Annotated in this window: 19 protein-coding genes and 1 tRNA gene; 6 read left to right on the top strand and 14 right to left on the bottom strand. The window is 61.1% G+C overall.

Annotated elements, in window-relative coordinates:
- Nucleotides 1–105: 105 nt before the first annotated feature.
- Nucleotides 106–182, bottom strand: a tRNA-Arg gene (locus AC3IR9_RS08690).
- Nucleotides 183–308: 126 nt separating this feature from the next.
- Nucleotides 309–1154 (bottom strand): 3-deoxy-8-phosphooctulonate synthase, encoded by an 846-nt coding sequence (kdsA, locus tag AC3IR9_RS08685; protein WP_489295335.1) that lies wholly within the window; start codon nt 1152–1154, stop codon nt 309–311.
- A 173-nt stretch (nt 1155–1327) separates the two neighbouring features.
- Here kdsA (AC3IR9_RS08685) and AC3IR9_RS08680 point away from each other — a divergent pair, with 173 nt between their 5' ends.
- The 6 genes from AC3IR9_RS08680 (at nt 1328) to AC3IR9_RS08655 (ending at nt 7154) form a co-directional block, all read left to right on the top strand.
- Nucleotides 1328–1915, top strand: coding sequence for a phosphatase PAP2 family protein (locus tag AC3IR9_RS08680; RefSeq protein WP_489295334.1), 588 nt, complete (start codon nt 1328–1330; stop codon nt 1913–1915).
- A gap of 94 nt (nt 1916–2009) precedes the next feature.
- Complete coding sequence (locus AC3IR9_RS08675; protein WP_489295333.1) at nt 2010–2324, top strand: hypothetical protein; 315 nt, start codon at nt 2010–2012, stop codon at nt 2322–2324.
- 94 nt (nt 2325–2418) lie between these two features.
- On the top strand, nt 2419–3525 hold the full coding sequence (locus AC3IR9_RS08670; RefSeq protein WP_489295332.1) for a polysaccharide biosynthesis/export family protein: 1107 nt from the start codon (nt 2419–2421) through the stop codon (nt 3523–3525).
- Between the two features lie 13 nt (nt 3526–3538).
- Complete coding sequence (locus AC3IR9_RS08665; RefSeq protein WP_489295331.1) at nt 3539–4225, top strand: YjbF family lipoprotein; 687 nt, start codon at nt 3539–3541, stop codon at nt 4223–4225.
- A complete protein-coding gene (locus AC3IR9_RS08660; RefSeq protein WP_489295330.1) occupies nt 4222–4998 on the top strand; it encodes a capsule biosynthesis GfcC family protein in 777 nt (258 codons plus the stop codon). The genes AC3IR9_RS08665 and AC3IR9_RS08660 overlap by 4 nt, the downstream gene beginning before the upstream one ends.
- Nucleotides 4995–7154: a YjbH domain-containing protein gene (locus AC3IR9_RS08655; RefSeq protein ID WP_489295329.1), complete on the top strand. Its 2160-nt coding sequence runs from the start codon at nt 4995–4997 to the stop codon at nt 7152–7154. The genes AC3IR9_RS08660 and AC3IR9_RS08655 overlap by 4 nt, the downstream gene beginning before the upstream one ends.
- A 56-nt stretch (nt 7155–7210) precedes the next feature.
- On the opposite strand, the gene AC3IR9_RS08650 is transcribed toward AC3IR9_RS08655, so the two are convergent.
- From AC3IR9_RS08650 to AC3IR9_RS08595, 12 genes are all read right to left on the bottom strand, one after another.
- Nucleotides 7211–8161, bottom strand: a complete 951-nt coding sequence (locus AC3IR9_RS08650) for a KpsF/GutQ family sugar-phosphate isomerase (RefSeq protein WP_489295328.1) — start codon at nt 8159–8161, stop codon at nt 7211–7213.
- 89 nt (nt 8162–8250) lie between these two features.
- Entirely contained in the window at nt 8251–8799 is a 549-nt protein-coding gene (locus AC3IR9_RS08645; RefSeq protein WP_489295327.1) for a KdsC family phosphatase, read from the bottom strand.
- 4 nt (nt 8800–8803) lie between these two features.
- On the bottom strand, nt 8804–9658 hold the full coding sequence (gene kdsA, locus AC3IR9_RS08640; RefSeq protein WP_489295326.1) for a 3-deoxy-8-phosphooctulonate synthase: 855 nt from the start codon (nt 9656–9658) through the stop codon (nt 8804–8806).
- A 27-nt stretch (nt 9659–9685) separates the two neighbouring features.
- Nucleotides 9686–10240, bottom strand: a complete 555-nt coding sequence (locus AC3IR9_RS08635) for an acyltransferase (RefSeq protein ID WP_489295325.1) — start codon at nt 10238–10240, stop codon at nt 9686–9688.
- 26 nt (nt 10241–10266) lie between these two features.
- The gene (locus AC3IR9_RS08630) at nt 10267–11532 is read right to left on the bottom strand and encodes a hypothetical protein (RefSeq protein ID WP_489295324.1); all 1266 of its coding nucleotides are present in this window, start codon (nt 11530–11532) and stop codon (nt 10267–10269) included.
- Nucleotides 11529–12827 carry a lipopolysaccharide biosynthesis protein gene (locus AC3IR9_RS08625; protein WP_489295323.1) on the bottom strand — a complete coding sequence of 433 codons (1299 nt, stop codon included), beginning with the start codon at nt 12825–12827 and terminating at the stop codon, nt 11529–11531. Before AC3IR9_RS08625 ends, AC3IR9_RS08630 begins: the two co-directional genes overlap by 4 nt.
- Nucleotides 12824–14170 (bottom strand): capsular polysaccharide export protein, LipB/KpsS family, encoded by a 1347-nt coding sequence (locus tag AC3IR9_RS08620; protein WP_489295322.1) that lies wholly within the window; start codon nt 14168–14170, stop codon nt 12824–12826. Before AC3IR9_RS08620 ends, AC3IR9_RS08625 begins: the two co-directional genes overlap by 4 nt.
- A gap of 69 nt (nt 14171–14239) precedes the next feature.
- The gene (locus AC3IR9_RS08615; RefSeq protein ID WP_489295321.1) at nt 14240–15241 is read right to left on the bottom strand and encodes a WaaS/CpsH family glycosyltransferase; all 1002 of its coding nucleotides are present in this window, start codon (nt 15239–15241) and stop codon (nt 14240–14242) included.
- Between the two features lie 28 nt (nt 15242–15269).
- The gene (locus tag AC3IR9_RS08610) at nt 15270–16403 is read right to left on the bottom strand and encodes an NAD-dependent epimerase/dehydratase family protein (protein WP_489295320.1); all 1134 of its coding nucleotides are present in this window, start codon (nt 16401–16403) and stop codon (nt 15270–15272) included.
- A 105-nt stretch (nt 16404–16508) separates the two neighbouring features.
- Nucleotides 16509–18725 carry a polysaccharide biosynthesis tyrosine autokinase gene (locus tag AC3IR9_RS08605; protein ID WP_489295319.1) on the bottom strand — a complete coding sequence of 739 codons (2217 nt, stop codon included), beginning with the start codon at nt 18723–18725 and terminating at the stop codon, nt 16509–16511.
- Nucleotides 18726–18796: 71 nt separating this feature from the next.
- Complete coding sequence (locus AC3IR9_RS08600; protein WP_489295318.1) at nt 18797–19231, bottom strand: low molecular weight protein-tyrosine-phosphatase; 435 nt, start codon at nt 19229–19231, stop codon at nt 18797–18799.
- A gap of 177 nt (nt 19232–19408) precedes the next feature.
- Nucleotides 19409–20851 carry an undecaprenyl-phosphate glucose phosphotransferase gene (locus AC3IR9_RS08595; protein WP_489295317.1) on the bottom strand — a complete coding sequence of 481 codons (1443 nt, stop codon included), beginning with the start codon at nt 20849–20851 and terminating at the stop codon, nt 19409–19411.
- Between the last annotated feature and the right edge of the window lie 216 nt (nt 20852–21067).

Genomic DNA, 21067 nt, shown 5'->3' with positions numbered 1-21067 from the left:
CTCCGGGCACTCGCAGCAGCGTTGCCACGGTGACATGGCAACCGGCATCGGCGAAAAGGCGGTGTGGCAGAGGCGCGGGGCGGAACCGCCCGGGCAATGATGATGTGGTGACCCCGGCCCGATTCGAACGGGCGACCTTCCCCTTAGGAGGGGGACGCTCTATCCAGCTGAGCTACGGGGCCATGTGCGGCTGGCAGGATACCGCCAGAACCGCAGGCTGCATCCGCGCAGGGCAGATGCAGCAGACAAGGATACCCACATTCAGCGAAGTGACCAAGGCCGCTTGCGCCGCGGGTGCCCCGTGCCGATCAACCAACGTGCAGTTCGTCGAAACCCTTGACCAGCTCATCCACCGCCTTGATCTGGGCCAGGAACGGCTCCAGCGCCGCCAACGGCAGTGCACTCGGGCCATCGCAGCGGGCGTGGTCCGGGTCGCGGTGCGCTTCCAGGAACAGGCCGGCCAGGCCCAGCGCCATGCCTGAACGCGCCAGCTCGGCCACCTGGCGGCGGCGGCCACCCGAGGCTTCGCTACCGGCGTCGCGGCGCTGCAGGCTGTGGGTCACATCGAAGATCGCCGGCAGGCCGCCGGTGGATTCGATCATTTCGCGGAAACCCAGCATGTCCACCACCAGGTTGTCATAACCAAACTGGGCACCCCGCTCGCACAGGATGATGTTCTCGTTGCCGGCCTCGCGGATCTTGGACACGATGTGCTTGATCTGGGTGGGGCTGAGGAACTGCGGCTTCTTGATGTTGACCGCGCGGCCGGTCTGCGCGATGGCCACCACCAGATCGGTCTGGCGGGCCAGGAAGGCCGGAATCTGCAGCACGTCCACCACTTCGGCCACCGGGGCGGCCTGGGCCACTTCGTGCACGTCGGTGATCACCGGCACTCCGAAGCGGCGCTTGACCTCTTCGAAGATGCGCAGGCCTTCGTCCAACCCAACGCCACGATAGGAGTTGATCGAGGACCGGTTGGCCTTGTCGAACGACGCCTTGAACACGTAGGGAATCCCCAGCTTGGCGGTCACCGTGGTGAAGTGCTCGGCAGCATGCAGGGTGGAATCCAGGTCCTCCAGCACGTTCAGGCCGCCAAACAACACGAACGGGAGACGATTCCCGACAACCACACCTTCTGCAACAGTAACGTTCATTCTGACTCCTGGAGGCACCGTGCGCCGGAGCCCTGGCTCCGATCAATACCCCATTCTAGGCCGCATGACAGGCGTCGAACATGCCGGCGACCCGACGGCCCCGCCGGCAGCCGGGAGCGGTACATGACCGCCGCCCTATGCTGCGCCTCCCCTGAAGTGAAACGGACGTTGCCGTGTGGGCACATCTTTCCCAACTGGGTGACAGCCGCTGGCTGCTGCCCCTCAGCGTGGTGCTGCTGCTGGCCGCGCCGCGTGAAAGCGCGTCGCTGCGGTGGCGCTGGGCACTTGCTCTGGGCCTGGCCGCAACGCTCACCCTGGCCTCGAAACTGGCTTACCTCGGCTGGGGGCTGGGCTGGGCGCGGCTGGATTTCACCGGTTTCAGCGGGCATGCCACGATGAGCACGGCGGTCTATCCGGTGGTGTTCTACCTGGCCGCGCAGGGTCGAAGCCGCCTGCCGCTGGCCTGGGCGGCAGCAGGCGCCGTGCTTGCCGCCGCCATCGCCTATTCCCGGCTTCCTCTCCATGCCCATTCGGTGTCGGAGGTTGTCAGTGGCTGGCTGCTGGGCGCTGCCGCGTCGGCATTTGCCTTGGCGGCGGCAACGCGTGCGCCCGTTGCCACTCCCATGCGTACGTTGCTGCTGGCCGCCTGCGCAGGGCTGTTGATGCCGCTGCTGATGCCCTCGCTGCGCACGCACGATCTGGTCATGCGGCTGGCGACCAGCCTGTCCGGGCGGGAAAGCGTCTACACACGCCACCACTGAGCAGGATGACCGGGCGAACTGCGCCTTGACACTGAATAGATAAAAAAGCCACCATTGCGGTGAAAATTTACCTGACGGAGTAGGAGACCCCGTAATGAAGAAGATTATTGCCGCACTGGCCCTGTTGGGCCTGTCGTCCCCGGTTATCGCCCAGGAAGCCCCGGTCGAAAACAACCAGGAAGTCGCCACCGCCGAAGTCGCTGGCACCACCGGTGCCACCGGCGCCGCCGAAGGCAGCCTCACCACCGCAGCCCAGATCGGCGGCGGCATTGCAGCGGCCGCTGTTGCCTACAGCCTCATTGCCGACAGCAGCGATGACGCCGGCAACAACAACGGTGGCGGCACCACGCCTCCGCCGACCGGCACGACCGGTACGACGGGTACCACCGGCACCACCGGCACCAATTGATCCGCTAGTCGGACCAAAGTCATCACGCCCTCGCCGGGCGCAGGTCCGGCGGGGGTTTTTTGTTTTTGCCCGACAGGGCCAGGAAGAATCATCGATGGACTGCAAGCGTCTCGGCGCCACTTTGGCACTCGCCCTCACCCTGTCTGGCTGCGTGTTCGCGCCCGGTCAACACATGCGCTCCAGCGCACTGGCCCGTGACGATCAGCCGGTCGGCAACGACCAGATCGAGCTGATCCCGATTACCCCCAAGCTGATCGCCATGGACCGCGCCGCGCGCGACGTCCCCGGTCTGCCCACTGCACTGACCAGTTACCAGCCCAGTGATTACCAGATCGGCGCAGGCGATGTCCTGTACATCACCGTCTGGGATCACCCCGAACTGACCGTGCCCGCCGGCCCACAGCAGCAGCTCAATGCTGCTGGCCGCCCCGTACAGTCTGACGGCACGCTTTTCTACCCCTACGTGGGCAAGGTCATGGCCGCCGGCATGACGCCCGGCCAGCTGCGTGAAGAACTCACCAGAAAACTGGCGCGCTACATCGAATCGCCGCAGGTGGACGTGTCCATCCTGACCTACGCCAGCCAGCGCGTCTGGGTCACCGGCGCCTCGCGCCAGGCCGCCACGGTTCCGCTGACGGTGACCCCGCTCACCCTGGGCGATGCGATCAGCCAGTCGGGACTGGACGCGGCGCAGGCCGACCTCTCCGGCGTACGCCTGACCCGCGACGGGGTCACCTACACCATCGATCTTGACCGGCTCGGCCGCCAGGGCGGCGGTGCGACCAACATTTTCCTCAAATCCAGCGATCACCTGTACGTGCCGTACCTGGACCGCAAGGAAGTCTTCGTGGTTGGCGAAGTCAATCAGCCCGGCGCGATGAGCTTCAAGACCAGCGATATTTCGCTGAGCCAGGCGCTGGGTCGCGCCCGCGGCCTGCAACAAAGCACGTCCAACGGCAATGCGGTCTACGTGATTCGCGGCTCGCAGGATCTGCAGAGCATGCCGTCCACCGTGTACCACCTGGAAGCCAAGTCACCGGCGGCGTTTGCCGTGGCCAGTCAGTTCGAGCTGCTTCCCGGCGACGTGGTGTTCGTCGGCGCTGCCGGCGTCACCCGCTGGAGCCGCTTCGTGAACCAGCTGCTGCCCTTCACCTCGATCATCAGCAACGCTGCCAGCGCACGCAACGATCTCGACAACTGACGGGAGGCCACGGATGAGCAGGAGCGCTCTCATCGCGCCACCCCGGACGCAGCGTGGCATTGCCGCGCTGCTGTTGATCGCCATTGCCTTGTCCGGCTGTGGCGTAGTGGGTCGCACCAGCTTGAAAACGGTACAGCTGGCCACGCAGGGCAAGCCTGACGTACAGCCCACCGCGGCGGACGTCGCGGCCAAGCGATACCCGCAGATCAAGGTCACCGGCCCCGAGGGCGGTGCGGTGCTGGTCCTGGGCAACATCGATGCTGGCCGCCAGGCGTGGTACAGCAGCGAACGCAGCATCGTGTTCCTGCAGGACGGGCTGCTGGTCGGCACCCACGGCGGCACCCCCGAACTCCAGAACATGTGGATCGAGGGCGACAACCCGTTCCATGCGCTGCATCGGCTCGAAGGGCCGGTAAGCGTGCAACGTCGCTATGACCTGATGCCGGGCTATCGCTATGGCGTGCAGGTAACAGGAACACTGGAGCGGCTGGGCACCGAATCGATCGACATCCTCGGCAAGGCGCGCATGCTCGTCCATGTCCGCGAAACCCTGCGGGGCGAGCACTGGAAGGGCGAGAACCACTACTGGGTGGATCCGGCCAACGGCTTCATCTGGAAGAGCCGCCAGGCCATCGATCCGGGCGCCAGCCTGGAGATCACCCAACTCAAGCCCTACAGCCTGGATCTGCAACGCCGATGAAGCTGCGACTGTTCGCCCTTGCGCTCGGCCTGGCCATCAGCAGCCCCTGCATCGCAGCGCCCTCCCTGTCGGTGGAAGTGCTGGGTTACGTGAACCAGCCCGGCGTGCTCACCCTGCCTGCAGGGTCACGCCTCAGCGACGCCGCACTGGCGGCCCAGCCACAGGCCAACGCCTATCCGCTGGCCGCCGCATGGCTGCGTCCCGCCGAGGCGCTGGTGCAAACCCGATTGAAGGCCGGCGTTCTGTTCGACCTCGAACAGCTTGAAGGCCATGAAGACCAGGATCGGGAGGGCGCTGCTGCCGCCACCGGGCTGGCCCGCGAGATCGAGAGCATGCCGGTGACCGGGCGCTTGCCCGCGTTGCTTGCAGCGCGCCAGATCGAGGCCGCCCAAGCGCGCAACCGACCGCTCGCCGACGGCGATCGACTGGTCTATCCGGCACGGCCCGGCACCGTCACGGTCATGGGCGCGGTTATCCAGCCATGCCAGGTGCCGCATGTCCCCGGACAGGAACCCCGCCACTACGTGCCGGCCTGCCCTGCCCTGGCGGCCGCCAGCAAGGACGATCTGTACGTGGTGCAGCCAGACGGCCACGTCGAGAAGCTCGGCATCGCCCTGTGGAACCGCTCCCCGGCCAGCACGCTGGCTCCCGGCGCGGTGATCTACGTGCCGCTGCGTGCGAGTTCCATCAAACAGATCAACCCCGATCTCAACGAGGACGTTGCCCGCTTCCTCGCCACCCAGGTGCTGGATGCGCCCGGAGTTTCGCTTTGACTTACTTGTACCGCACCCCCTTCGCGCGGGCAGGCCTGGCCGTGCTCGGCCTCAGTATCAGCGCCGCCCTGCATGCGCAGTCCGCCCCCCTGCCCACCGCGAGCGACTGGGGTGGCATCGGACTGCTGCAGACACCGACCGCACGCATGGCCGATGAAGGCGAACTTGCCTTCACCGCCAGCCATACCTCGCCCTACAGCCGCTACAACCTGGTGCTGCAACCGCTGCCCTGGATGGAGGGCGCGTTCCGCTATGTCTCCGTTGCCAACCGTCGGTACGGTTCGGTATGGCTCAGCGGCGACCAGAACTATAAAGACAAGTCGATCGACCTGAAGATCCGCCTGCTGCAGGAAGGCCGCTGGGTGCCCGAGGTATCGGCGGGCTTCCGCGACTTCGGCGGCACCGGGTTGTTCTCCAGCGAGTACCTGGTCGCCAGCAAGCGCTTTGGCCCGGTCGATGCCAGCCTTGGCATTGCAACGGGCTACATCGGCAACCGCGGTGACTTCAAGAACCCGTTGTCGGCCCTTGATGACAAATTCGAGACTCGACCACCTCCCGAAGGCACCGGCAATCTCAACAGCAGCAGCATGTTCCGTGGGCCCGTCGGCGTTTTCGGCGGCGTCGCCTATCAGACGCCATGGGAGCCGCTGCAGCTCAAGCTGGAATACGACGGCAACGACTACCAGCACGAGCCCCAGCGCAACAACCAGCGCCAACGCAGTCCGATCAATCTGGGCGCCTCCTATGCGGTGAACCGCAACGTGCAGCTGCACCTGGGCTGGGAACGCGGCGATCTGGCCATGTTCGGCGTCACCCTGCGCACCAACCTGGCGCAGGCCAGGTCCATGCCGAAAACGCTGGATCCGCTCCCGGTACCGTTGAAGCAGCACGCTGCGGCCCCCCCCTCCGAAGACGGCCAGCTTGCCTCCTCCGCGGATACCCAGGCTACCCCCCTCGACTGGGAAAGCATCTCGCACCAGCTGGAGCAGAATGCAGGCCTGCGCGTGCAGCGCATCAGCCAGCGCGGCGCCGAGATCATCGTGACCGGCGAGCAACGACGCTTCTATTTCCCCGCGCAGGGCCTGGGCCGTACCGCCCGCGTGCTGGACAGCCACCTCTCCGAGGAGGTGGACTGGATCACGGTCCAGAATACCCGCCTCGGGATGCCGATCGTCGAATCCAGCATGGACCGCGCGGCATTTGCCAATTACATCGACCATCGCACGGACCTGGGGAACCTGGCCGGGCACATCGAACTTTCGCCTCCGGCGATGCAGCGTCGCCAGACCCTGTACAAGGCACCCGAGCGACGCTTCGATGGTGCGTTCAACATCGGCTACCTGCAGTCGCTCGGTGGCCCGGATGGATTCGTGCTGTTCCAGGTGGCCGGCACCTACAACGCCAACCTGTACTTCAACCGCAACCTGTGGCTCAGCGGCGCCGTCAGCTACAACGCCTACAACAACTACGACAAGTTCCGTTACGACGCCCCCAGTCGGTTGCCGCGGGTACGTACCAATATCCGCCGGTACATGACCACCGAAGACCTGACCCTGCCCAACCTGCAGCTCACCGGCACCCGTCAGCTGGGTCGCGACCTGTATGGCATGGCGTATGCCGGCCTGCTTGAGTCGATGTATGCCGGTGCCGGCGGTGAAGTGCTGTATCGCCCCCTCAACGAGCGATGGGCCGTTGGCGTGGAAGCGAACTGGGTCAAGCAGCGCGACTTCGACCAGCGCTTCAGCTTCCGCGACTACAGCGTCGCTACCGGCCATGCCAGCTTCTATTACATGTGGGGCGAAGAGCGCCGGGTGGTCAGCGTACTCAGTGCCGGTCGCTACCTGGCCAAGGACTGGGGCGCCACGCTGGCGGTGTCGCGCGCGTTCGACAATGGCGTGACCATGGGCGCCTACGCCACCAAGACCGATGTCTCCTCCAGGGACTTTGGCGAAGGCAGCTTCGACAAGGGCATCTACGTGTCGGTGCCGTTCGACTTCCTGCTGCCCCGATCGACGCGCGCACGCGCCAACTTCCAGTGGAGCCCGCTGTACCGTGATGGTGGCGCCCGCGTGGGCCACACCTACAGCCTGTACCAGGCGACCTCCGAGCGCGACCCGGAGTTCTTCTACGACAACCTGGATGCCATCAGCAAGTAGCGCGGAAGGATGCTGGGCGCGTTGCGCGCCCAGTATCCATCCCATCCCCGCAACGCCTACTTCTTGAACACGCCCACCAGGGTTTCCCGGTCAAAGATCAGGAGCGCGGAGATACGCCGACGCTCCATCAGCTCCAGCGCATCTTCGACGCGCGTGCCAATGCTCACGCTTGCCGGGTTCGGACTCATCAGATCCTGCGCGGTCTTCTCGAAGACGTCCTTGCCATGGCTCTCGACCGCGCGTCGAACGTCACCATCGGTAATGATCGCCCAACCGCTCTCCTGCCTCACGATCGCCAAACCAAGACTGGAGCGCGTGATGGCATTGATGACCCCCATGATATCGGCACCCGCATCGACGATCGGAAGCTCACCGCCCACCATCTCATGCTCGACCCGGCTAAGCAGCCGACGCCCCAACGACCCGCCGGGATGAAATCGTGCGAAGTTCTCTGGCTTGAAATCACGCGCTTCCATCAGCGTCACCGCCAGGGCATCGCCCATCGCAAGGGTTGCAGTGGTGGATGCGGTAGGGGCCAGTTTGAGCGGGCACGCTTCAAGCGGAACGCCCACGTCTAGATGACAGTCGGCGGCTCTCGCAAGCGTAGAGGCCGGATTACCGGTGGCCGCAACCAGCACGTTGCCGTTCTCCTTGAGGAACGGCAGCAGCTTGACCACCTCGTCGGTCTCTCCAGAGAAGGACAGCGCGACAAAGACATCGGAGGCGGTCACCATACCCAGATCGCCATGATAGGCCTCGCCGGGATGCATGAAGAAGCTCGGTGTTCCGGTACTGGCGAGCGTTGCCGCAATCTTCCTGCCGATAATGCCCGACTTGCCCATGCCGCAGATGATCGTGCGGCCATTCGATCGCAGAATATGCTGCACTGCCGACTGGAAGTTCTGGTCCAACTTCTGTGCCAGTCCTGCGACGGCGTCTGCCTCGATCTGAAAAACGCGCCGGGCCGAAGCCAGGTAATCCGTGGCAGCCGATTCAACTTTACTCATCACAAACTCCTCGAATAACCATACGAACAAACAATTAGCACAACCGATGCAGCCCACTGCGCCACGTCAACCGTGGGTATGGGCGCAGATCACTGCACGACGTGTAGTTCGTTCCATCCTTCCATGAGAGGCTGGTAGGCCTGCTCCAGGGAGAGGCCACCGGACAGCAGGATATGCTCTGCCACTTCCCTTGCCACACCACCACCACCGCGCGCGGCCATTACGTGGTCTGCCCGGGCAAGGACCATTGCATGTGCATCGCTGGGGGCGAAGAAACACCCCACCTGACCGAGAAGCGGCAAGTCAACGACATCGTCGCCAACGTAGGCCACCTCCGCATCTTCGACGCCCAGGTCCCGCTTGATCTTTCGATAGGCGTCACGCTTGTCGAGTCGCCCCGTAACGGCAACATCGAATTTCAACTGCCGTATGCGGAAGTCCAGTGGCTCGCTGCTCTTGCCAGACAGCACGCCACTGCGAATGCCATGGCAACGCAGCAACGACACCGCCAGTCCATCCCGAACATTGAACTTCTTCACCAGTTCTCCGTTCGGGCCGAGATAGAGGCCACCATCGGTCAGCACCCCGTCAACGTCGAAAAGCACCAGCTTCACCGGACCCGCGTAGGTCGTCTGCATCGGATCAATCCACCTTCAAATCCGGAAGGCTCTTGACGAGGTCGTCTACCGCTTTGATCTGGGCCAGGAACGGTTCCAAGGCAGCCAACGGCAGCGCGCTGGGGCCATCACAGCGGGCGTTGTCCGGATCAGGATGCGCTTCCAGGAAAAGTCCCGCCAGGCCCAACGCCATGCCAGATCTTGCAAGTTCGGCCACCTGACGGCGACGGCCACCCGATGCTTCGCTGCCGGCATCGCGGCGCTGCAGGCTGTGGGTCACGTCAAAGATGGCCGGCAGGCCGCCGGTGGCCTCGATCATCTCGCGGAAGCCCAGCATGTCCACCACCAGGTTGTCGTACCCGAACTGGGAACCCCGCTCGCAGAGGATGATCTTCTCGTTGCCGGCTTCTCGGATCTTGGAAACAATGTGCTTGATCTGCGTCGGGCTCAGAAACTGCGGCTTCTTGATGTTCACCGCACGACCGGTCTGCGCGATTGCCACGACGAGGTCGGTCTGTCGCGCCAGGAATGCGGGGATCTGCAGTACATCGACCACCTCGGCGACCGTCGCGGCCTGGGCAACCTCATGAACGTCGGTGATCACCGGCACGTCGAATCGTCGCTTTACCTCTTCGAAGATCCGCAGCCCCTCTTCCATGCCAACGCCACGGAAGGAGTTGATTGAAGAGCGGTTCGCCTTGTCGAACGAAGCCTTGAAGACATAGGGAATCCCCAGCTTGCGGGTCACCCTGACGTATTCCTCGGCAGCGAAAAGCGTGGAGTCGAGGTCCTCCAGGACATTCAGGCCGCCGAACAGGACAAAAGGTTTGTCGTTGCCGACCGTCACACCCGCTGAAATCTTCACAGTCTCGACTTTCATGGTTTCTCCTGCTGCTATATATTTACGTTACCCGCGCAGCCAACTGGCTGCCTGGTAGTCATAGTGTTTGATGATACGTGCAGGCATGCCTGCAATAACGCAATGATCGGGAAAATCGCCCCGCACTACCGCGTTAGCACCGACAACGCATCCTTTTCCCAACGTTGTTCCAGCCTGAATCCGCGCACCAACTCCAATAAAGCAGTTATCTCCGATTCGAGTGCTCCTAACCGTAACCGGCTGGTGAGATACTGGCAGCAAGATATCACCGTACTGGTGGTCGGTATCAGTGATGAAAACACCCGAAGAAATCAAACAGCCCGAGCCGATGGAAAGCTCGGAACTGCAGATGACGTGAAAATTTTGACCAATAGACACATCGTCACCAATCTTCAGCGCTCCGCCCTCGAAACACTCCGCTCTCATTCCCGGGAATATTCGCACCTTCACTCCAAACGACATCCGAGCAGCGCCAAGAATGAATGTGGGCCTCCCAAGATAACCCGGCATTCCGAACGACCTGAAGAAGAATTTGAAGAGAATCGCGCGAACGACCCACGCCAGCTTGTAAAGTCGGTGCACAGGAACTCCAGACGAAGAAATTGGCATCAGGGAAGGGAAGCACGACTCGGGCCCTTGCTCGCAGCAGAAACCAGCCGGACGATGACGAAGGCAATCAACAACAGCGTTCCCGCCTTGAACATGATGTTGACGTTATAAGCCATCCAGCGAGGAAAAGTGAGGAACAGAAAGGTTCCGTACACAGCGAGCAGAGGATAGCGACCGCTGCGCCTCATCACCCAACCGAACAACGAACCGGCAAGGACTACACCCGGAACCCCCCCCCAAACGAAGAAAGTCACACCAGGAAATCCGCCGTTACCGGGAATGGGAATATGCTTCATTGCTGCAAAGTTGATGTAGGCAGAATCGTCCACCATAGAAGATGGTAGGAATATTGAAAGTGCCACATTAAGCATCGACGAAATCGCGAAGTGCACGTCGAATATCCCATCGTGCACGAGCTTCATGTACACCGCGGACGAGTAAATAACCCCACCTTGATTGTTGCGCATGGAGCCATCTTCACTAATGTTGAAGATGACCTGCGCAAAACTCTGGCCCGAATCCCCTACACGGAATAGTGCAAGCAACGAAAGAGCAACAAACCCTGCACCGAATATAAGAATAACCTGCCTAATATTTCTGGGTCGCACATAGAGAAGAAGTACAGCGAAGGCGACCATCGAGGCCGGCAAACGCTTACCGAAGTACAGCGGAGTAATAACAAACATGGCTGCAGCAAAGATCAGCACGCGACGCCGGATGACACCTTCTCCGGAGTAGCAATAGGCCACAAGAATCAGGATGAGTACGTACTCGAAAAGAATGGAAGAGCCACTCAATTCATAATCATAAGACTGCTCGAATATACTCCCCTGGATGGAACTTGCCGCCACAACGAGGCAAGCGACCATTGCGACAATGGCCGCCCAAAAAACAACGGCACTGTTGCGCCGCCTATAATCAACCACGGTAAATGGCCTGGAACTACCCATCACCAAGAAGAGACTGGCAAGAAATAGACCCTGAACACAAAACGCCTGAGCAATGAAACCAGAGTTTACGTTCCAATACAGATAGTGAATGTCCACACCGAGCAGAACAGAGAAAATCCAGAATATAGGATACGTGATCGAGAAAAGGAGGAGAAATGAAAACTCAATCGAGCTCGAAAGATCGCGCAGCTTGACGAAGTGATATGCGATCAGAGCGATGGGGACTACAACGCTACCGAACAAGCCATCGCTGACCAGCATGCTGACGACAAAGAAAACTCCAAATCCAAGATCAATCAATCTGCGAGCGCTCATTCCTGACCTCCAATGACCCAAGCTGCAACAAGACCATAAGAGGCGACGGAAACTGCAAGCATGTAAGGGTTCGTGAGCAGCACGCGATCAGCGAAGTAGATATAGATAGCCAGCGAGAGGCGAAGAGCAAAATAGAAGAGTCCACCGAGGAATGCAAACAGTACGAGGCTGTCTGCAGTTGCAGCTAGCCATTTCATCCAGACAAATAAACCCATGAGAGACATTGCCAAGAGCAGCGCAACCCTGGCCCGGCCATTGATCTGCATGTATTCAAGCACGGGCCCGCACACGCTGGAGAGCGCCAGGCCCGCGGACAGAACCAGTACCGCAGCAGGAAAGTCCGGCCCGGCCACTCCAAGCACCATTGGAATGAATGGTGAAATCACCGCAATTCCAATCAGCGCGGCGCAGGAAAGCGCCAGCGCTCGAATCTGCAGCGATCTGACGCGCCGCTGCCGATCGGAATCTTCCTTCAGAGACAGCAGCAGCGGCTCGGACGTCTTGGACATCGCCATGGCCGGAAACATGGCGGTGAGTGCCAGCATGTAGACCAGGTCGTACTCACCAGCCGTCTCTACACCCATGACTGCATTGATGATCAAGACGTCGATCCGGTCGACAGCGGCAAGTAGTGCAACGGGCAGCCCGATCACCAGCATTTCGCCAATCACCGACCTGCTCCCGGGCGAAGGCAGAGCAGGACCCGCCCCGCCCTTCAGCGCCGATCGGACGTGCTTCCATAGCTGCAGTAGCGATGTTCCCTGCGCAATGAACATCGCAGCAGACGCGGAGACCGCCGTTGGATGCAACCACGCGAATGCAATCAGAAGCGGTGCACGTAGAAGCCGCTGATAGAAGTTCAGGTGGATCTGCGCATGGGCAGGCGAGCCGGTGTGCCGCCAGATCGTGTTCGCGAGGTTGTAGCAGATGGTCAACGGAACAAGCAGTACGCCCAGCGCGAAGACTGGAAATCCTACTGTCCCGGCGAAGGCATACCGGGCGAGCACTGGGTAGGCAAGGAGCAGGATGCCGCTGCCGACCAAGGCGACCGTCATCACCATCCGTACGGTCCTGGCAACGCCAGCTGCGTCACCCTTCTGGATCAAGCGGCTGATCAACCGCTCGCCACCCAACGCAAGGAAGGGAATCATCAACGTGGAAAAGTTGGCACCCACACGAAACTCACCAAACTCAGCAGGACTGATCAGCCGGGTCAGCCAGAGCGTCGCCCCGAGCATCAGCGCGTTGCCGAGCAGGTTGGACGCCACCCCCAGATAGATTCCCTTGACCGTCATTCGATCGTCGCCTGACTGGAAACGACTGGATTTCCCCTGACGACCTCGCTATGGGCATTCACAACGATATCGGCGATGTGGGCCGGCGCAACCAACTCAGCGTCAAGCCAATGTCCCTCGATGAAATGGCGATCCCTCATCTGCGCGAAGATCGCCTTGGGATCGCGGCCGTCGATAAGATCGGATACCGCCTTCCCCTGCACTGAGTCGATGGCAGCGACGAGGTCCGTATCGCCTTCAACCCGCACGATCCCCGGGAGGTGATCATAGAACGCACGCCCCAGCAAAATGGCGGGGACATCGGACATATAGGCGTCGAACCCAGTCATGGAATTGACCGTCACCACGACTGTCGCCACTGACAGGTCGTCCTTCAATTCTGCATTTGAAAGCACGGCTTCAGGAGTGCGGGAAATCAGTTCGTACAGCTCGGCACTGTACTTGCGCCGATACAGGGGATGTTCCCTGACCAGGACACGTCCGCCCAACTGTTGAACCGCGCGTACTACCCACTCGACAAACTGCGCATCACCAAGACCCAGCGGGTTGTGATGAATGTTGTTTGCGTCGTCCGGAACCTGCAGCGCCACGAGCACACGCGGCCCACCGCGTGCATCGACGGTCGGCATCGGTCCCAGGCAGGCAGCGTAACGTTGCTCCGAACACCGGGGCATCGGCAATACCTCCCACTCGACCGGGAGCCGCGATATCGCCCCCAACGAGCGGGACAACAGATGATCGACGGCCCTGAACACCCGATTGCGCTTGAAACGACTGCGCTTGTTGAGCGCCGTTGCCGAGTAGCCCTCGCCGGTGAGCCCAGCGGCCTCGAACCTGAATGAACAATTTGCGTTGACGCCACAGCGATCAAGGATCGTCGTGCCACCAGGCCCCTGCTCGAAATGGAATTTCGGAATATCCGGCCAATCGCGCGCAAGGCAGAAGAGCAGCGACTCGCAGGCAATGCGAGTGTCGCCAGACATGATCACGCGGTCAGGACGAAACTCCTGAAGAATGCTGGACACAGCATCGACATACTTCGCCGCTCGTTCGCGAACACGTGCATTCTCCTGTCTACCCGCACCCGAGAGAATGTAGGCGTGGTATGCACCGATGCGATCCAGCTCAGCATCCGCAAGCGATGCGCCTGCCGGGCGTGCTTTTGTTGCTTCCCAGGGAAGCAGACGCACCGACCGCCTCTCACTCAGCAGGTAGAGGTAAGCACTGGGAAAAAGAGCGAGGTGAAGAAATTCAGCCTCACTGTCCCGTGCCTTGACTTCATCTTCGATTGCAGAAAAGAAACGGGCGAACGTATCGTAGTAGACGACGGTAAGGTACTTCATGCGCGGCCGAGTGAATTGAGAGTGCTTTCAAAGTGAGGGGCTCGGCAGCGAACTGCAGCGACGGCCCGATTAGGTACCAAGAACGCGCAGCAGCCAGTTCCTGGCAGAAAGCCCGACGCGGACTGACTCGGCATGCGGCACACCTTCAATGTGGAGAAATTCCCTGTCCACTTTCGGCGCGCTTCGATCAATCAGGCACACGCCTTGTTTCGAGTAGACGTCGTAATTGACGATGTCCTCATTCGTGGTCACCAGAAGACGCTGCGCGCCAATCGCTTCGATGGTCCGCATCGTAAGGCCAAGCTGACCGGGCCTGTTCACATCAATCACAGCGCGACTTTCTGCAATACGGTCGACAACTTCAGAAAGTGGAATGCCCTTGAAATCGACATACTTCCGGGCAAATCGCCGAAAGCCCGCATCGAACAGGGATCGCAAGCGAAAGAGCATGCGGGAAGGGTAGTAGCAGTAGACGAACACCTTCATGCCATCTTTCTCAAGCTGATCGATGATCTGCTCAAGGACCCTATACCGATCGGTATGGATGGTCCCGATGAAGCATGCGTCGTACTTGAACTCCCCGGTCCAGCTCGCGGCGCGCTCGAACTCCCTGCCATAGAAGAGTGGCAGGAATTGAATCTGCGGGTTCGCGTCGACGTCGGCACGATCAAAGGACAGGACGGCGTCGAACTTCCCCAACACCTTGCGGGCATTCGGGTTGTAGTGCATTGAATCCCAAAGGTACAGCACGAACTTCGCACGCGAATGAATGCTGCGCAGTCGATCAAGAATGCTGCCGGACACGGCCTCGGCGCGGATGATCAGCACGAGATCGTAATCACGACCTCGAGTCTCCTCGATGATGTCACCGTAGTAGCGCTCGATCTTCCTCGCAAGAAAGCGGCGGTCCACTCTGATCAAGGCCTTGGTCACGAAGTCCGCGCCCGGCCTGTCGCTGAAATAGTCGACCACCGCCCCCAGCTGTTCGAGCTCGCCCTTGATCAGCTTTTCATAGCCGAAGAACATCGGGGCGATGAAAAGCACGCGCTTGCCCGTCAGCGACTCGCTCATGCCGCAGGCTCCAGCCGCGAGGCGTGATTCACTTCAACAGCCCTTTTGCCCGCATCTCGTCCACCGACCGCTGGTAGCCGGAATCTTCGATCTGCTGGGTCAACACCCACGCCGCAAATCGCTTCACGCCCTCTGCAAACGTGACACGCGGGCGGTAGCCCAAGGCGGCTTCGGCGCGACTCAGGTCGGCAAAGTTATGGCGGATATCGCCGATACGATAGTTGCCGGAGATACTGATCTCTCCGCCCTTGCCATACGCCTCTTTCAGCGCGCTGGCGACGGTGATCACATCGGTCGCCTCACCGGTACCCACGTTGAATGCCTGGCCGCTGACGTCGGCGTCGATGGCAGCAACGGTGGCTGCCACCACGTCGTCGATGAACACGAAATCGCGAGTTTCCTTGCCGTCTTCGAAGATGTTCACGCCCTTGCCCTGCAACAGCAGGGTGGAGAAGATCGACAGGATGCCCGTGTACGGATTCTTCAGCGACTGGCCCGGTCCATACACGTTCTGGTAGCGCAGGGCGATACCCTGGATGCCGATGGCGGAGGCGCCAACCAGGACCAACTGTTCCTGGACCTGCTTGGTAATGCCGTAGATGGAGCTGGGGTGGATGCGGGAGTCTTCATCGGTCGGCAGGGGTGCCACCAGCTCGCCAGTCTGCGGGTCGCGGCACTCGAACACGCCATCGCGGAGATCGGCATCGACGCGCGCGCCGGGGTATACCGGGCCGTTTCCGCCCTTGTACCTGCCTTCGCCATAGATGGAGCGGGAAGAGGCCACCACCACCCGCTTGACCGACTCGCAGCCTTGCACCTTGTTGCCGATCAGATCGAGAAACAACGACGTCCCGCGCACGTTGACGTCGACATAGCGGTCGATCTCATACATGGACTGGCCGGTACCGGTTTCGGCCGCCAGGTGCACCACCACGTCCTGGCCGGGTAGAACCTGCAACCAGTCTTCACGCTGGCGGACATCACCCTTCACCACCACGACGTCCGCGGGCAGCGATGCCAGCAGCGCGGAGTTCTCCGGATTATCGCCATGGATCTGGGGGGAAAGGTTGTCCAGGACAGTGACCTCGTCGCCGCGTGCGACAAGCGCGCGTGCCAGCGCACTGCCAATGAAACCCGCACCACCAGTGATCAGAACTTTCATGTATTTCTCCGCAGTATCTCGAAATGCGTCGCGGACCTGCCCCCTGCAGCTGCCGTGACTTCCCTGTCGGTCAGGGCGCTGGTTGGCACCCTGCCCGCGGCCCGTTCATTGGGCCGACTTGTACTCGTAGTAGCCGTAACTGTAGTAGCCGGTTGCGCGTCGCTGGACCGCATTGAAGATCGCGCCCTTCAGCTTCACGTTGTTCTGCTCGAAGCGCTTCTTGGCCAACGCAAGTTCCTTGGGCTGGTTGAGCCCGAAACGGGCTACGAGCAGGCAGGTCCCCGCATGGTGCGCGATGATCGCCGCATCCGTCACCGCCAGGATCGGCGGTGTATCGATGATTACCAGGTCGTAATCACTGGCGATCGCTTCGAGCAGCTTGGTGAAGTTCTCATGCATCAGCAGCTCAGATGGGTTCGGCGGCACATCACCCCGGGTGAGGAAGCTCAATTGTTCCAGCCCGGGTAGGACCTGGATTGCGTCCTTGGCCGTGACCTTGCCAACCAGTACATCCGACAGGCCCGGTGCCTGCTTCGCCCCCATTGCCTTGTGCAACGTACCCTTGCGCATGTCCGCATCGATAATCAGGACCCGCTGACCGGCCTGTGCGATAACGGCGGCGAGGTTGGAGGAAACAAACGTCTTGCCGGCATTCGGGCTGGAGCCGGAAATCAGCACGATGTTGTTTTTCGCTTCCAGCCGTGCGAAGTGAAGGCTGGTACGCAGGCTGCGCACCGCTTCAATGGCGAGATCGGCGGGGTCTTTTATCGCAAGCAGGTGCAGCTTGCCATCCGCGCGGAATGCACCTCGCACCGAATCGGACTCCTGCTTGGGACTGACCGGAATGGACGCATAGACCGGCAGGCCCAGCTCCTCGATCTGCGACGGATCTTCCACGCCTCGGTTCAACACCTGCTTAAGCAACACCAAGCCGATCGAAACCAGCGCACCAAACAGCATGCCGATCAGCACGATCAGTGGCTTGCGGGGCTTGACCGGAGTGGTGGCGTCTACCGCTGCCGCGTCGACGATGCGTACATTGCCAACGGTACCGGCCTTGGCAACGTCGAGCTGCTGGGCCTGGTTCAACATCCCGGTGTAGATTTCGTTACCGACCTTGAGCTCACGGGTCAGCTTCAACAGCTCCTGCTGGGCATCGGGCAGGAGCTTGACCTGGTTCTGGAAGCCCGTCTTGCGGCCCTGCAGATCGTTGAGCTGGTGAAGCAGCGCCTGATACGCAGGATGATCACGGGTGAACTTACGATCCATCTCAGCCTGCTGCATACGCAGTTGCTGGATGCTGGTTTCAACCGCTACTTCCTGATCGAGCAACCCCTTGGTCTGCAGCGAAATATCCACCGAGTTGGCACGCGTCTGATACGCACTGAGGGCATCCTGTGCCGCATCGACCTGATTGCGGATATTGGGCAACTGCTCTTTGACGAAGGAGAGCTGCGCGGAGGCCTCCGCCGAGTTGCGGTCCACATTCTGGCGGACGTAGGCCTGGGCGACCTGCTGCAGGAATGCCTGCGCAAGCTCGGGGTCTGCGTTCTCGTAAGCAAGGGAGAGTATTCCTGAGTCCTTTCCTGCCTCGGAAACGCTCACCTTCGTCTGCAGGTCGCCGACGATACTCAACCGACGCAGCCGGGTAACCTGGAACCTCATGCCGGGGTGTGCACGCAACGCAGACACCTGCATGGTGACGCCCTTGGCCTTGGCCGGCTGACCGACAACGCCGCTCAGGACCAGAGTGTCATCTTCGTCATACAGCGAATACGTATTCGGCTGCGGACCAGCAACCACCGTCAGATCCGTGTCCACGAGCGCTTTGGGAACGTCCAGCTGGAAGATTTTCAGCTCATCGCCACCCCAGCCGAAACGGGTCATTCCAAATCGGGGTTCAGCCAGCTGATCCGGCGCCGAGCGCTCTGCCTTGCGGGCAAAGTAGCCACCGATCAGCGGAAAGCGATTGGGCTCGATACCGATGTCCAACTTAAGCTCATCGACCGCACTGCCGAGAACCGAACGCGATGTGATCAGCGCAATTTCAGTGGACGCTTCGGCGCTGCCGGTGCCCATGCCAAGCGACTGGCTCAGGTCTGCCAATCCCGGCAACGATGGCATCTTCGATTCGACCTGCACGATCGCATCGGCACGATAGATCGGCGTAGCGAGCAGTGCGTAGGCGGATGCGGCTGCGAAACAGATCCCGGTGACGCTACCGATCCACCACTTGTGATCGATCAACGTGCCCAGCAGTTGGCGCAGATCAATTTCATCGGCATCGTCGGAGGTAGGAACTCGGGACTCTTGGCTTGTCATAGAAGATCGCTGCTGTAATTTAAAAAGACGGCGACAGAATCAGCTGTCACTCAAAAAGGGGCCCGAAGGGATCAGATGTAGCGCTTCCACGCATCCACACCCTCGGCCATCAGCCGATACACGTGTTCAAATGCCGGGCGCTGCTGCCGATAGGGATCGGGAATCTCGCTGTCGTCTTGCCATTTGCCCAGCAGAAAGGACTTCCCGGAGGCTTCCGGCGCGATCTCACCGATCCGCTTGAGGTGCTTCCTTTCCATCACCAGCACCAGATCGGCGGCGGAGAGCATCCCGGAGGTGATCTGGCGCGCGCGGTGCGCACTGCCATCCAGCCCCCGCTCCACCAGCAGCTCCTGTGCCGTTGGATCGATCCCATGATCCACTAGGGCACCCAGGCCAGCCGAAGAGATGTGAATCCCCCTGCCCTGCAAGGCATCACGCATCATCACCTCGGCAGAAGGGCTGCGGCAGATGTTGCCGATACAGACGAAAAGAATATTCTTGAACACTACGTGCTAGTTCCGATGTGCTGCGGGTAGGTAGCGATGGACAGCCCGCCGGTGCGGGGGCTGCCGTCCGGCCGAGCAGAATAACCGATCAACCTGCCCCAAACCCTGGAAGCAGGCGATGTACACCCCTTGAAAGCAAGGTGACTGCTGAACCGCGCGCAATCTGCTTCATCCCCATCAGTATGCCGCCCTCTGCCCCAACACCTTGAACGCAGTCAGCCCGATGATGCGCAGGTCGAACAACGGGCTCCAGCGGCGGATGTAGTCGATATCGTACTGAACCCGCTTGCGCATGGACCGCAGCTCCGGGGTTTCACCCCGCAAACCATTGACCTGGGCCCACCCCGTGATGCCTGGCTTCACGTAATGACGGTGCATGTAACGCTCGATCAATCGCTCGTATTGATTGTTGTGCTGCACGGCGTGCGGCCTGGGGCCCACTACCGACATGCTGCCGCCCAGCACGTTGAAAAATTGTGGCAGCTCGTCCAGGCTGGTGCGCCGCAGAAAGGCACCGAACGGGGTGACCCGCGGGTCATTGCGGGTGGCCTGGGTAACACCACCGGTGCCTTCCTGATGGATACGCATCGAGCGGAACTTCAGCATCCTGAACTCTTTGCCGTCCAATCCATGCCTACGCTGGCGGAACAGCACCGGGCCCGGGGAGCTCAGCTTTACCCCCAGCGCGAGCAGCACGAACAGCGGCGACAGCGCGACCACCGCAACGGTAGCCACGACAACGTCTTCGATGCGCTTGAGCATCAGCATATGCGGCTCAACCATGCCTTGCCGCACGCCGATCATCGGCACCTGCCCCACCTGGTGCACACCGGGGTTGAGGGCGCCAAGGCCGGTCGTATCCGGCACCAGACGCACCTGCACCGGGTAACGCTCAAGCAGCTTCAGCACCTGCTTCAGCTGCACCCGGCTACCCAGCGGCAGCGACACCCAGATATGCTCGATCTGGCCACGATGCTGATCAAGATAGGGTTCCAGCTCATCCAGCGCGCCCAGATGCCGCGGCGCGTCACCACGGTCGCGCCGGGTTGCGATGTCGTCGGGCCCCGCAAAGTAGCCGATGACTTCCTTGCCAATTTCCGGACGGCTCAACAGAAGACGGTGGGCTTTGAGTGCAGGGGCACGCAGGCCGATGAGCAGTACCCGCTGCCGATCCAGCCCGCGTTGGCGCAGACTGTGCAGGCGTACACGGAACGCGAGCCGGCTCGCACTCATGCCAACCAGGCCCAACCCATACCAGCTCACCAGCCAACTTGCAGGCACCGCATCGGCGACATCGATCAACATCGAATACATCGAGAACAATGCGAACGCGCCGGTCCAAGCCAGGAACAGCGTCCATAGCTCGACAACCAGCCCACGAGCGCGCCAGTTGCGGTAAACAGGAGCAATCGCGAAGCAGATCACGCTGCACAGCAGCACAGCACCAAACACTACCCGCTGTTCGTGCGTCGCCGGGGTCCAGCCGTACCACAGAACATGCGCCAGAATCGCCGCACCGGGCGCCAGCAGCAGGTCGGAAATGCGCAGTGACACATCAAGGGCCGCGCGGGCCTCGGCAGTTACACGCTGGCGACCACGTCGCACGGGCAATTGATCCACGGATCCATGTAGCAAAGCGCCATCTCCATATTGAAACACCCGTCGAGGCAACCCGGCCCCCCGCCCGTGCACCCGCTCTCTAAAGGCCCATAGCGCTTTTTTACGAGCACCCACGGCATCGGATGACGCCATTTGATCCGTAAAAATATCACAATGTGACCGTTCCTGTCACATCCGTCCCGATCCTTTTTCTCTTCTGGATCAATGGATTGCTCA

Source organism: Stenotrophomonas sp. GL_101 (assembly GCF_057835675.1).
Note: the sequence above shows the minus strand (reverse complement) of the source record. Positions and strands in the feature narration are given on the sequence as shown.